Origin of the sequence: Pseudomonas sp. BS3782 TE3695 (assembly GCF_050435305.1) — a bacterium.
Taxonomy (GTDB): domain Bacteria; phylum Pseudomonadota; class Gammaproteobacteria; order Pseudomonadales; family Pseudomonadaceae; genus Aquipseudomonas.
In genome coordinates this window covers 4699101-4712213 of the sequence record NZ_JBNDKB010000001.1, presented here as the reverse complement: position 1 = coordinate 4712213, position 13113 = coordinate 4699101, and the positions used below count along the sequence as shown (strand labels likewise).

General features: G+C 59.9%; 10 protein-coding genes. All 10 read left to right on the top strand.

The window, feature by feature from the left end; translation table 11 throughout:
• Nucleotides 1-102: 102 nt before the first annotated feature.
• The 10 genes from iolE to ABH909_RS21135 all read left to right on the top strand — a co-directional run bounded on the left by iolE (nt 103) and on the right by ABH909_RS21135 (nt 12882).
• Nucleotides 103-996 carry a myo-inosose-2 dehydratase gene (gene iolE / locus ABH909_RS21180; protein WP_429436706.1) on the top strand — a complete coding sequence of 298 codons (894 nt, stop codon included), beginning with the start codon at nt 103-105 and terminating at the stop codon, nt 994-996.
• Nucleotides 993-1835: a 5-deoxy-glucuronate isomerase gene (gene iolB / locus ABH909_RS21175; protein WP_429436703.1), complete on the top strand. Its 843-nt coding sequence runs from the start codon at nt 993-995 to the stop codon at nt 1833-1835. The genes iolE and iolB overlap by 4 nt, the downstream gene beginning before the upstream one ends.
• Nucleotides 1836-1879: 44 nt before the next feature.
• On the top strand, nt 1880-3382 hold the full coding sequence (locus tag ABH909_RS21170) for a CoA-acylating methylmalonate-semialdehyde dehydrogenase (protein ID WP_429436700.1): 1503 nt from the start codon (nt 1880-1882) through the stop codon (nt 3380-3382).
• Between the two features lie 26 nt (nt 3383-3408).
• Nucleotides 3409-4230, top strand: coding sequence for a TIM barrel protein (locus tag ABH909_RS21165; protein WP_429436698.1), 822 nt, complete (start codon nt 3409-3411; stop codon nt 4228-4230).
• Nucleotides 4231-4402: 172 nt separating this feature from the next.
• A complete protein-coding gene (gene iolD / locus ABH909_RS21160) occupies nt 4403-6334 on the top strand; it encodes a 3D-(3,5/4)-trihydroxycyclohexane-1,2-dione acylhydrolase (decyclizing) (RefSeq protein WP_429436696.1) in 1932 nt (643 codons plus the stop codon).
• 31 nt (nt 6335-6365) lie between these two features.
• Complete coding sequence (locus tag ABH909_RS21155; protein ID WP_429436693.1) at nt 6366-7391, top strand: Gfo/Idh/MocA family protein; 1026 nt, start codon at nt 6366-6368, stop codon at nt 7389-7391.
• 311 nt (nt 7392-7702) lie between these two features.
• Nucleotides 7703-8755, top strand: a complete 1053-nt coding sequence (locus tag ABH909_RS21150) for a Gfo/Idh/MocA family protein (RefSeq protein WP_429436691.1) — start codon at nt 7703-7705, stop codon at nt 8753-8755.
• A gap of 367 nt (nt 8756-9122) precedes the next feature.
• Nucleotides 9123-10049 (top strand): sugar ABC transporter substrate-binding protein, encoded by a 927-nt coding sequence (locus ABH909_RS21145; protein WP_429436689.1) that lies wholly within the window; start codon nt 9123-9125, stop codon nt 10047-10049.
• A gap of 69 nt (nt 10050-10118) precedes the next feature.
• On the top strand, nt 10119-11684 hold the full coding sequence (locus ABH909_RS21140) for a sugar ABC transporter ATP-binding protein (protein ID WP_429436687.1): 1566 nt from the start codon (nt 10119-10121) through the stop codon (nt 11682-11684).
• A 175-nt stretch (nt 11685-11859) separates the two neighbouring features.
• Nucleotides 11860-12882, top strand: a complete 1023-nt coding sequence (locus ABH909_RS21135; protein WP_008012126.1) for an ABC transporter permease — start codon at nt 11860-11862, stop codon at nt 12880-12882.
• Nucleotides 12883-13113: the final 231 nt, after the last annotated feature.

Below are 13113 nucleotides of genomic sequence, written 5' to 3'. Positions count from 1 at the left end.
GCATTCACAGGTTTGCGACTGCTTCGCAGCCGAGCGGGAGCAAGCTCCCTCGCCACAGGTGGTCGGTTGAACATTTTAGTAAAAACAATAAAAGGTGCAGCCATGCCCGCTATCCGAATTGGCATCAACCCGATCTCCTGGAGCAACGACGACTTGCCGTCCCTGGGTGGCGAGACGCCGTTGAACACTGCCCTCAGCGAAGGCAAGGACATCGGCTACGAAGGTTTCGAACTCAACGGCAAATTTCCCAAGGATGCCAAAGGCGTCGGCGACGTGCTGCGGCCCTACGATCTGGCGCTGGTCTCCGGCTGGTATTCCAGCCGTCTGGCCCGCCGTTCCGTGGCCGAGGAAATCGACGCCATCGCCAGTCATGTCGAGCTGCTGGCGAAGAACGGCGCCAAGGTGCTGGTCTATGGCGAAGTCGCTGACTCGATTCAAGGCCAGCGCATTCCACTGGTCGAGCGCCCGCGTTTCCACACCGAACAAGCCTGGCAGGAATACGCCGACAAACTCACCGAACTGGCGCGCTTTACCCTGTCCCAGGGCGTGCGTTTGGCCTATCACCACCACATGGGCGCCTACGTCGAATCCCCGGCGGACATCGACAAACTGATGGCCTTGACCGGCAGCGAAGTCGGCCTGCTGTTCGATTCGGGCCACTGCTACATGGGCGGCGGTGAACCCTTGAAGGTGTTGCGCAAACACATCGAACGCATCTGCCACGTGCATTTCAAGGATGTGCGCAAACCGGTGGTGCAACTGGCGCGCAACAACCTGTGGAGCTTCCCGGACTGCATCATCAACGGCACCTTCACCGTGCCCGGCGATGGCGATATCGATTTTGGCGCCTTGCTCGACGTCCTGCTGAGCGCCGATTACCACGGCTGGCTGGTGGTCGAGGCCGAGCAGGATCCAGCGGTGGCGCCGAGTTACGTCTACGCCAAAAAAGGCTACGACACCTTGCGTGCGTTGCTCGACGAGAGGACCGTGCGATGAGCCTGTTGGTCAAAAGCAATGCACGGGGCCGGACCATGGTCGAGTTGGGGCAGGGAGCGTTGGAATACGTCGGTTTCGCCGCTTATCGCCTGAGCCTCGGCGAAACCCTGCCGGTCAGCGCCGGCGACAAGGAGCTGTGCCTGGTGCTGCTCAGCGGCCGGGTCAGCATCAAGGGTGAAGCACCGGGGCAGGGCGCGTTCAACTGGAACAACATCGGCGATCGCCAATCGGTATTCGAAGACAAATCGCCGTTCGCCGCGTACTTGCCACCGGGCAGTCAGGCGCAAGTAGTTGCGCTTAGCGATGTGCAAATCGCTGTTTGCTCAGCGCCTGGGTCCATTACTGAAACTGGAAACGAAAAGATCGCAGCCTTCGGCAGCTCCTACGGTCCGCGTTTGATCAAACCGGAAACGATGAAACGCAGCGTGCGTGGCAAGGGCGCCAACACCCGTTACGTCTGCGACATCCTGCCAGACACCGAGCCAGCCCATTCGCTGCTGGTGGTGGAAGTGCGTACGCCGTCCGGGCACTCGTCGAGCTACCCGCCGCACAAACACGACACCGACGATCTGCCGCACCAGAGCTTTCTCGAAGAAACCTATTACCACCAGATCAACCCGTCCCAAGGCTTCGTGTTCCAGCGGGTCTATACCGACGACCGCAGCATCGATCAGGCCATGGCCGTGGAAAACAGCGACCTGGTCGTCGTGCCCAAGGGTTATCACCCGGTCAGCGTGCCTTACGGCTACGAGTCGTATTACCTGAACGTGATGGCCGGCCCGAAACGCGTCTGGCAGTTCCATAACGATCCGCAGCACAGTTGGCTGCTTGAGCTCTGAACTAAAAAGCCTGAATTTCAACATTCGAACGGAGAACAAGAACAATGAGCGACGCCCAGGTAATCGGCCATTACATCGACGGTCAGGTGCAGGACAGCGGCAGCGAGCGGTTCAGCAATGTCTTCAACCCGGCCACCGGCGCGGTTCAGGCGCGGGTCGGGCTGGCTAGCCAGAAGACCGTGGACGATGCCGTCGCCTCAGCCCTGAAGGCGTTCCCGGCATGGTCCGAGCAATCGTCCCTGCGCCGTTCGCGGGTGATGTTCAAGTTCAAGGAACTGCTCGACCGTCATCACAATGAACTGGCGCAAATCATCAGCCGCGAACACGGCAAGGTGTTCTCCGACGCCAAGGGTGAAGTGACGCGCGGCATCGAAATCGTCGAATACGCCTGTGGCGCACCGAACCTGCTGAAAACCGAGTTCAGCGACAACATCGGCGGCGGCATCGACAACTGGAATCTGCGCCAACCGCTGGGCGTGTGTGCCGGGGTCACGCCGTTCAACTTCCCGGTGATGGTGCCGCTGTGGATGATTCCGCTGGCGCTGGTTACCGGTAACTGCTTCATCCTCAAACCCTCCGAGCGCGATCCCTCCGCCAGTTTGCTGATGGCCCGTTTGCTCACCGAAGCCGGCTTGCCGGACGGAGTGTTCAATGTGGTCCAGGGCGACAAGGCCGCGGTCGACGCCTTGCTGCAACACCCGGACATCGAGGCGATTTCCTTTGTCGGTTCGACGCCGATTGCCGAGTACATCCACCAGCAAGCGACTTCGCGCGGCAAACGCGTACAGGCGCTGGGCGGGGCGAAGAACCACATGATCGTCATGCCCGACGCCGATCTGGACCAAGCGGCAGATGCATTGATCGGCGCCGCGTACGGCTCGGCCGGTGAGCGCTGCATGGCGATTTCGATTGCCGTGGCGGTCGGCGATGTCGGCGACCAGTTGATTGCCAAACTGCTGCCGCGCATCGATCAATTGAAGGTCGGCAATGGCATGCAGGGCGACAGCGATATGGGACCGCTGGTGACCGCCGAGCACAAGGCCAAGGTCGAAGGCTTTATCGGCGAAGGTGTGGCTCAAGGCGCACAGCTGATTGTCGACGGGCGCAATTTCAAGGTGCCGGGAGCCGAGAATGGTTTCTTCGTCGGCGCGACGCTGTTCGATAACGTCACGACCGAGATGAGCATCTACCAGCAAGAGATCTTCGGCCCGGTGCTGGGCATCGTGCGCGTGCCGGATTTCGCCAGCGCCGTAGCGTTGATCAACGCCCATGAATTCGGCAACGGCGTGTCCTGCTTTACAAGCGATGGCGGCATCGCCCGCTCGTTTGCCCGCAACATCAAGGTCGGCATGGTCGGCATCAATGTGCCGATTCCAGTGCCCATGGCCTGGCACTCGTTCGGCGGCTGGAAGCGCTCGCTGTTCGGTGATCACCACGCCTACGGCGAAGAAGGCATCCGCTTCTACAGCCGTTACAAAAGCGTGATGCAGCGCTGGCCCGACAGCATCGCCAAGGGCCCTGAATTCAGCATGCCGACAGCCAACTAATTCACTTGTGCGGAAAACAACAAAAAATGAGCAAGCCCCTGCGTTTCGCCCTTAATCGTATGGTCGCCCCACGTTTGTCCCTGCCCGCGTTCATCGAGTTGGCGGTGACCCTCAAGGCCGATGCCATCGAGATCCGCAACGACCTCAAGGGCGTCGAGATCGAGGACGGCACCGCGCCCGAACACGTTCGTGAGCTGTGCGCGGTCAAAGGCATCACCGTGCTGTCGATCAACGCGCTGTATCCGTTCGATGTCTGGAATGACGAGCGCCGTGCACACGCGCTGAAACTCGCCGCTTATGCCCGTGATTGTGGCGCGCAGGGTGTGGTGATGTGCCCGTTGAACGACCGCGCCGATCCACGAACCGAAGCGCAGCGTGCTTCCGGCCTGCGCACGGCGCTGAGTGAACTGGCGCCGATCCTGCGCGATCACGGCATCCTCGGTTTCATCGAGCCGCTGGGTTTCGAACAATGCTCGCTGCGGCGCAAACGCACCGCGGTCGATGCGATCAAGGCCGTCGGTGGGCTGGATGTGTTCCGTCTGGTGCATGACACCTTTCACCATCACTTGGCCTGCGAACATGAGTTCTTCCCCGAGCTGACCGGGCTGGTGCACATCTCCGGCGTCGAAGATGCCGAGGCGCCACTGGCGACCATCCGCGACGGCCATCGGGTGCTGGTGGGCGAGGGCGACATCCTCGGTAACGCGGCGCAGATCGAGACCTTGCTCGCTACCGGCTACAGCGGCTACCTGTCGTTCGAACCGTTCGCTGACAGCGTCCATGGCCTGGCGGATATCCAGACGGCGATCGGCGCGAGCATGGATCACCTGCAGAAATCCCTGAGCTGACATCGTTCGTCACCCTGATGGAGATCCAATGTGGGGGCGGGCTTGCTCGCGAATGCGGCGGCACAGTCAACATTGATGTCGTCTGATACACCGCTTTCGCGAGCAAGCCCGCTCCCACAGGGACCGATTTTCACAGCACATACCGGATTTAGCTTCAAAGGAAGGTGCAAGCATGACCACAACAAGACTGACCATGGCCCAGGCCCTGGTGAAATTCCTCGATAACCAGTACATCGAGGTCGATGGGGTCCAGAGCAAATTCGTCGCCGGGATCTTTACCATTTTCGGCCACGGTAACGTGCTGGGCCTGGGGCAAGCCCTGGAACAGGACAGTGGCGACCTGATCGTCCATCAGGGCCGCAACGAGCAAGGCATGGCCCACGCCGCCATCGGTTTCGCCAAGCAACACCTGCGCCGCAAGATCTACGCCTGCTCTTCATCGGTAGGGCCGGGGGCGGCGAACATGCTGACCGCTGCCGCAACAGCCACCGCCAACCGTATTCCCTTGCTGTTGTTGCCCGGTGACGTTTATGCGTGCCGCCAACCGGACCCGGTGTTGCAACAGATCGAGCAGTTCCACGACCTGAGCATCAGCACCAACGATGCGTTCAAGGCCGTGAGCAAATACTGGGACCGCATCAACCGTCCCGAGCAACTGATGACCGCGGCGATCCACGCCATGCGCGTGCTCACCGACCCCGCCGAAACCGGCGCGGTGACCCTGGCCTTGCCGCAAGACGTGCAGGCCGAGGCTTACGACTATCCTGATTATTTCCTGCAAAAACGCGTGCACCGCCTCGAGCGCCGTCCGGCCACCGAAGCGATGCTCGGTGATGCGGTGGCCCTGTTCAAAGGCAAGCGAAAACCGCTGATCATCTGCGGCGGCGGGGTCAAATATTCCGGCGCCAATGCGGCGTTGCAGGCCTTTGCCGAACGCTTCGATATTCCCTTTGCCGAAACCCAGGCCGGCAAAAGCGCGGTGGTGTCCAGCCATCCGCTGAACGTCGGCGGGATCGGCGAAACCGGTTGCCTGGCGGCGAACCTGTTGGCCAAGGACGCTGATTTGATCATCGGAATCGGCACTCGCTACAGCGATTTCACTACCGCGTCGAAGTCCTTGTTCAAGCACCCGGACGTGCAATTCCTCAACCTCAATATCAGCCCTTGCGACGCCCTGAAACTCGACGGTGTGCAACTGCTGGCAGACGCCAAAAGCGGTTTGCAGGCACTGGCCGAAGCACTGGGCGATTACCGCTCGAGCTGGGGCGATCAACCCCGTCAAGCAAAGACGCAACTGGATGAGGAAGTCGATCGAATTTATCAGGTCGAATACCAGGCGAAAGATTTCGTTCCGCAAATCAACGACCACATGGACCCGGCAGTGCTGCGCGAATTCATCGAGCTGACCGGTTCCTGCCTGACCCAGAGCCGGGTGCTCGGCGTGCTCAATCAAACCCTGGCCGATGACGCTGTAATCGTCGCCGCCGCCGGCAGTTTGCCCGGCGACTTGCAGCGTAGCTGGCGCAGCAAGGGCGTGAACACCTACCACGTCGAGTACGGTTATTCGTGCATGGGTTACGAGGTTAATGCCGCCTTGGGCGTGAAGCTCGCCGAGCCTGAGCGCGAGGTCTACGCACTGGTGGGCGACGGCTCCTACATGATGCTGCACTCGGAGCTGGCGACCTCGATCCAGGAGCGGCGCAAGATCAATGTGGTGCTGCTGGACAACATGACCTTCGGCTGCATCAACAACCTGCAAATGGAGCACGGCATGGACAGCTTCGGCACCGAGTTTCGTTTTCGCAACCCGGAAACCGGCAAGCTCGATGGCGGCTTCGTGCCGGTGGATTTCGCCATGAGCGCGGCGGCTTACGGCTGCAAGACTTACAAAGTGAACACCGTTGAACAGTTGCAAGCTGCGTTGGCGGATGCGCGGTTGCAGACGGTGTCGACGCTGATCGATATCAAGGTTTTGCCCAAGACCATGATTCACAAATACCTGTCGTGGTGGCGGGTCGGGGTGGCGCAAGTCTCCACCAGCGCCCGCACCGATGCGGTGGCCAAGACCCTCAATGAACGACTGGCCAAGGCTCGTCAATACTGATTGCCCTGAACGAACCCACAGGAGTGTTTATATGTCTTTGCTTTCCCATTCGTTGCGGATCGGCGTGATCGGCACCGGGGCCATCGGCCAGGACCATATCCGTCGTTGCAGCCAGACCTTGCTCAATAGCCAGGTTGTCGCGGTCACCGACATCAATCTGCAGCAAGCGGCCAAGGTCGTTTCCGATCTGAAACTGACTGCCGAGGTCTATCCCGACGGTCATGCGCTGATCAAGGCTGCGGAAGTCGATGCGATCCTCGTGACCTCCTGGGGCCCGAGCCACGAAGAGTTCGTGCTGGCGGCGATTGCCGCCGGCAAACCGGTGTTCTGCGAGAAACCACTGGCGGTCACTGCCGAAGGCTGCCGCAAGATCGTTGAGGCCGAAGTGGCCCACGGCAAACGCCTGGTGCAGGTCGGTTTCATGCGCCCGTACGATGAAGGGTACCGGGCGTTGAAAGCAGTGATCGACAGCGGCCAGATCGGCGAGCCGTTGATGCTGCACTGCGCCCACCGCAACCCGACCGTGGGTGAAAACTACAAGACTGACATGGCGATCACCGACACGCTGATCCATGAGTTGGACGTGTTGCGCTGGTTGCTCGACGATGATTATGTGTCGGTGCAAGTGGTATTCCCGCGCAAGACCAGCAAGGCCCACGCCCATTTGAAAGACCCGCAGATCGTGCTGCTGGAAACCGCCAAGGGCACCCGTATCGATGTCGAGGTTTTCGTCAACTGCCAGTACGGCTACGACATCCAGTGCGAAGTGGTGGGGGAGACCGGCATCGCCAAACTGCCGGAGCCGTCGCAGGTTCAATTACGCAGCGGGGCGAAGCTGTCCAATGCAATTTTGATGGACTGGAAGGACCGGTTCATCGCCGCGTACGACGTCGAGTTGCAGGCGTTTATCGATGGCGTGCGGGCCGGGCAGGTCGGCGGACCGTCGGCGTGGGATGGTTTTGCGGCAGCGGTGGCGGCGGATGCCTGCATCGAAGCGCAGAGCAGCGGCCAGATCATAAAAGTCGGCCTGCCAGACCGCCCACGCTTCTACGGCTAACCACAACCTGATCTTTGCTGACACTCATCGATCATGTAGGAGCTGCCGAAGGCTGCGATCTTTTGATTTTGTTTTTTAGAATCAAGATCAAAAGATCGCAGCCTTCGGCAGCTCCTACAGGGGGCGGCGTCGACCGTCTCGGTATTCGCCTGGGAAGACCGGCCGGACGAGTCCACCTATCCACACATAACCTGTGGGAGCGGGCTTGCCCGCGATGACGGCGGCACATTCAACATCTCTGTGATAGTCAGACCGCTATCGCGGGCAAGCCCGCTCCCACAGGAGCCGCGTTCTATAAGGAGAATAATTTCATGCGTATCGGACTTGTCGGTTATGGCCATGGCGGCCGGTTTTTCCATGCTCCGCTGATCAGCAGTTTGCCGGCGGCAACCTTTGCAGGCGTGGTCACCCGTTCCGCCGAGCGTCGGCAGCTGCTGGCCGCGGAACATCCCGGTGTGCCGGCCTTCGACAGCATCGGCCAATTGGTCGAAGCCGGGGTCGATGTGCTGGTGATCTCCACGCCGCTCAAAGGTCGCCCGGCGCTGGTACTCGACGCCATCGAGCACGAGGTGGCAGTGGTCAGCGACAAGCCGTTCGCTGCTGATGCGCAACAAGCGCAAACCCTGATCACCATGGCCGAGCGCCATGGCGTGCAACTGAGCGTCTACCAGAACCGGCGCTGGGACTCGGACTTTCTCACCGTGCGCAAACTCATCGAGTCCGGTGCGCTGGGTCAGGTCACCCGTTTCGAATCGCGGATCGAGCGCTATTCGCCGCAGTCGGTGAACAACGGCAGCGGCGGCGGTTTCCTGCGCGATCTGGGCAGCCATCTGGTGGATCAGGCGCTCTTGTTGTTCGGCCCCGTCACCCGGGTTTTCGCCGAACTGGATTACCTCGAAAAAGGCCAGGCCTTCGACAACGGCTTCTTTATGTCCCTGACCCATGCCAACGGCGTGATCTCGCACCTGGGCGGCAGTTGCCTGCAAAACACCCCCGGCCCGCGTTTTCGCGTGACCGGCACCCAGGGCTGTTACAGCGTCGATGGTCTGGACGGGCAGGAGGCGTCAACCCTCGCCGGGCTCTCGCCGAAATCCGAAGGCGAGCGCTGGGGCGTCGAAGAGCACCGGCGCTGGGGCTGGTTCGAACAGGGCGAGGTGCGTGAGCGGGTGCCATCCGAGCGTGGCTGCTGGAATCAGTTCTATTTGCAGCTACAAACCGCGTTACAGAGCGGTGGCCCACTGCCGGTCGAGGCCCGTGATGCACTGGCGACCACCCGCGTGCTAGACGCTGCGCGGCTCAGCTTCGAGCGGCATCAGGTGGTGACACTGAGCACGTTCGACAGTCATGGAATAAAATCAGAATAAAATTCTAAAATGAGTTGATATAGAAATTATTTTCCAATAAAGTCGTTTCCAGGTTGCCGACTATCAACGTCCGATCACGCTCAAGCAGGCCTTGAACGAGTGAAGGACGCACCAAAAACAAGAAACAGAAGCCAGGTACCGTCGATGAAAACCTTCAACTCTGCTCTGCAGGCTTTACGTTCCGCGCTGCACCTCTCTTGCGACCTGCCTCGCGTCTCGTTTCATTCCTTCTTTCGCTTGCTTTGCGTCGAACGCAACGGCGCCCTGGTCTGCTGTATTCCAGGTGCACCGATTGTCCGCTTGCCCGCTCACTGAAATCGTCACGCCTTATCCATAAAACCAACAAGAATGTGGAGAAAGACTTTTCATGAAGACCAAGATCCGTTTCGCCTCGCTGGCCTTGTCCCTGATGTTCGCCAGCGGCGCCGCACTCGCTGACATGAAGATCGGTATCAGCATGTCGCAGTTCGATGACACCTGGCTGACTTACCTGCGCGAATCCATGGACACCAAAGCCAAGTCCTATCCCGATGGCGTCAAGCTGCAGTTCGAAGACGCCCGCAGCGATGTAGTCAGGCAGTTGAGCCAGGTAGAAAGCTTCATCAGCCAGAATGTCGACGCCATTGTGGTCAACCCGGTGGATACCGCCGCCACCAAAAAAATCACTGAAGCAGCGGTCAAGGCCGGTATTCCGCTGGTGTACGTCAATCGTCGTCCCGATGACCTGAACCTGCCCAAAGGTGTGGTCACTGTCGCCTCCAACGATCTGGAGGCCGGCCAGATGCAGATGCAATACCTGGCCGAAAAAATGGGCGGCAAGGGCGACATCGTGATTTTGCTCGGTGATTTGGCCAACAACTCCACCACCAACCGCACCAAGGGCGTAAAAGAGGTGCTGACCAAGTACCCGAACATCAAGATCGAGCAAGAACAGTCCGGCATCTGGTTGCGGGACAAGGGCATGACCCTGGTCAACGACTGGCTGACCCAGGGCCGCAAATTCGACGCAGTGGTCTCTAACAATGACGAGATGGCGATTGGCGCGGCCATGGCCCTGCAACAGGCTGGCGTCGCCAAAGGCAGTGTGCTGATCGCCGGTGTCGACGGTACGCCTGACGGTTTGAACGCGGTGAAGAAGGGCTCTCTGCTGGTCTCGGTGTTCCAGGATGCCAAGGGTCAGGCGGACGGTTCGATCGACACGGCGGTGAAAATGGCCAGGAACGAACCGGTCGAACCGGCCGTGTGGGTGCCGTATCGCCTGATCACGCTGCAGAACGTCGACACCTTCAAATAGTCCGTCCGTTCGATAACAACAATAAGCACGCAAGGTTGCAACGCGACCTTGCTGATGGAGTACCTGATCATGTTCGCTTCAGCGACTGCTTCGAGCACCCCGTTAATGGGTGTCCAGCCGACAGCAACACCTGTCGATGAGCCGTACCTGCTGGAAATCATCAACGTCAGCAAGGGTTTTCCCGGTGTGGTGGCCTTGTCCGACGTACAGCTTCGGGTGCGTCCCGGTTCCGTGTTGGCGCTGATGGGCGAAAACGGCGCCGGCAAATCCACACTGATGAAAATCATTGCCGGCATCTACCAGCCGGACGCCGGCGAGTTGCGCCTGCGGGGCAAACCGGTGGTCTTTGAAACACCACTGGCTGCGCTCCAGGCCGGGATCGCGATGATCCACCAGGAACTCAACCTGATGCCGCACATGAGCATCGCCGAGAACATCTGGATCGGTCGCGAACAGCTCAACGGCCTGCACATGATCGACCATCGCGAGATGCACCGTTGCACCGCCACATTGCTTGAACGCCTGCGGATCAACCTCGACCCGGAAGAGCAGGTGGGCAACCTGAGCATCGCCGAACGGCAGATGGTCGAGATCGCCAAGGCTGTGTCTTATGACTCCGACGTCCTGATCATGGACGAGCCGACCTCGGCGATTACCGATAAGGAAGTCGCGCATCTGTTCTCGATCATTGCCGACCTCAAGCGCCAGGGTAAAGGCATCATCTATATCACCCACAAAATGAACGAAGTGTTCAGCATCGCCGATGAAGTGGCGGTGTTCCGGGACGGCGCCTACATCGGTTTGCAGCGGGCCGATAGCATGGACGGCGACAGCCTGATTTCAATGATGGTGGGTCGTGAGTTGAGCCAGTTGTTCCCGGTGCGCGAAAAGCCGATCGGCGATCTGTTGCTGTCGGTACGCGACCTCAAGCTGGACGGCATTTTCAAGGGCGTCTCCTTCGACCTGCATGCCGGGGAAATCCTTGGCATCGCCGGGTTGATGGGCTCGGGACGGACCAATGTCGCCGAAGCGATTTTCGGCATCACCCCAAGCGACGGTGGCGAAATCCGCCTCGACGGTGAAGTGGTGCGCATCAGCGATCCGCACATGGCGATCGAGAAAGGCTTCGCGCTATTGACCGAAGATCGCAAGCTCAGCGGCCTGTTCCCGTGCCTGTCGGTGCTGGAGAACATGGAGATGGCTGTGTTGCCCCATTACGTCGGCAACGGCTTCATCCAGCAAAAAGCCCTGCGGGCGTTGTGTGAAGACATGTGCAAGAAACTGCGGGTGAAAACCCCGTCCCTGGAGCAGTGCATCGACACGCTGTCCGGCGGCAATCAGCAGAAAGCCTTGCTGGCACGCTGGCTGATGACCAACCCGCGCATCCTGATTCTCGACGAGCCGACCCGGGGTATCGATGTCGGTGCCAAAGCCGAGATTTACCGGCTTATCTCCTACCTCGCCAGCGAAGGCATGGCGGTGATCATGATTTCCTCGGAACTGCCCGAAGTGCTGGGCATGAGCGATCGGGTCATGGTTATGCACGAGGGCGACCTGATGGGCACTCTCGACCGTAGCGAAGCGACCCAGGAACGAGTGATGCAACTGGCCTCGGGCATGTCCCAGTGTCATTAAATCAAGGGTGAACGCAGTTCAAGGGTGAAAGGGAATTGTGTGGCGAGGGAGCTTGCTCCCGTTGGACTGCGCAGCAGTCCCATTTTAGGGCCGCTTCGCAGCCCAGCGGGAGCAAGCTCCCTCGCCACAAACAAACTCCCTCGCCACACGGATTTCATTTGAAGGGTGAGTGGTTATGAACGCGATACTTGAAAACAAGCCTGCAGTGGCGCCGGTCAAGAGTCGCCGGCGCTTTCCGACCGAATTGAGTATCTTCCTGGTGCTGATCGGTATCGGCCTGGTCTTCGAAATGTTCGGCTGGATCGTGCGGGACCAGAGCTTCCTGATGAACTCTCAGCGTCTGGTGCTGATGATCCTGCAAGTGTCGATCATCGGCCTGCTGGCGATCGGCGTGACCCAAGTCATCATCACCACCGGTATCGACCTGTCTTCCGGTTCGGTGCTGGCGCTGTCGGCGATGATTGCCGCCAGCCTGGCCCAGACCTCGGACTTTGCCCGTGCGGTGTTTCCGTCCCTGACCGACTTGCCGGTGTGGATTCCAGTGATCGTCGGGCTTGGAGTGGGATTGCTGGCGGGGGCAATCAACGGCAGTATCATTGCGATCACCGGCATTCCGCCGTTCATTGCCACCCTCGGCATGATGGTCTCGGCCCGTGGCCTGGCGCGCTACTACACCGAAGGTCAGCCGGTGAGCATGCTCTCGGATTCCTACACGGCCATAGGCCACGGCGCGATGCCGGTGATCATCTTTCTGGTGGTGGCGGTGATTTTTCACATCGCCTTGCGCTACACCAAGTACGGCAAATATACCTACGCCATCGGCGGCAACATGCAGGCGGCGCGCACCTCCGGGATCAACGTCAAGCGGCATCTGGTGATCGTCTATAGCATCGCCGGGTTGCTTGCGGGCCTGGCCGGCGTGGTGGCATCGGCGCGGGCCGCGACCGGGCAGGCCGGGATGGGCATGTCTTATGAGCTGGATGCGATTGCCGCGGCAGTCATCGGCGGCACCAGCCTGGCCGGTGGCGTAGGGCGGATCACCGGCACCGTGATCGGCGCGTTGATCCTCGGGGTCATGGCCAGCGGCTTTACCTTTGTCGGAGTTGATGCTTATATTCAAGACATCATCAAGGGGCTGATTATTGTGGTGGCGGTGGTCATCGACCAATACCGCAACAAGCGCAAACTCAAGCGCTGAAGCCGGACCAAACGCGAAAATGCGCCACGCCTGACCCGCGTGGCGCAGCCGTTTGTCTTCTATATACAGCCGCTCGACTGAATTTCTTGCTATAAACGCACTCCGATATGCGCCTCAAAGCCTGCCGTAGCGCACTTTCAGGGTTTTGTCGGACAGATTTGCTGTCTTTTCAGTTGCTGAGGCCTCAAGTCGGCCTTAGACTGCCGCCCCTCGTAAATTGAGTGCCGGGTG

Excerpts from the sequence above, each read along its gene's own strand:
- iolB (WP_429436703.1), top strand. The coding sequence starts at position 993 with ATGAGCCTGTTGGTCAAAAGCAATGCACGGGGCCGGACCATGGTCGAG.
- ABH909_RS21150 (WP_429436691.1), top strand. The coding sequence starts at position 7,703 with ATGCGTATCGGACTTGTCGGTTATGGCCATGGCGGCCGGTTTTTCCAT.
- ABH909_RS21165 (WP_429436698.1), top strand. The coding sequence starts at position 3,409 with ATGAGCAAGCCCCTGCGTTTCGCCCTTAATCGTATGGTCGCCCCACGT.
- ABH909_RS21155 (WP_429436693.1), top strand. The coding sequence starts at position 6,366 with ATGTCTTTGCTTTCCCATTCGTTGCGGATCGGCGTGATCGGCACCGGG.
- iolD (WP_429436696.1), top strand. The coding sequence starts at position 4,403 with ATGACCACAACAAGACTGACCATGGCCCAGGCCCTGGTGAAATTCCTC.
- ABH909_RS21170 (WP_429436700.1), top strand. The coding sequence starts at position 1,880 with ATGAGCGACGCCCAGGTAATCGGCCATTACATCGACGGTCAGGTGCAG.
- ABH909_RS21135 (WP_008012126.1), top strand. The coding sequence starts at position 11,860 with ATGAACGCGATACTTGAAAACAAGCCTGCAGTGGCGCCGGTCAAGAGT.
- iolE (WP_429436706.1), top strand. The coding sequence starts at position 103 with ATGCCCGCTATCCGAATTGGCATCAACCCGATCTCCTGGAGCAACGAC.
- ABH909_RS21145 (WP_429436689.1), top strand. The coding sequence starts at position 9,123 with ATGAAGACCAAGATCCGTTTCGCCTCGCTGGCCTTGTCCCTGATGTTC.
- ABH909_RS21140 (WP_429436687.1), top strand. The coding sequence starts at position 10,119 with ATGTTCGCTTCAGCGACTGCTTCGAGCACCCCGTTAATGGGTGTCCAG.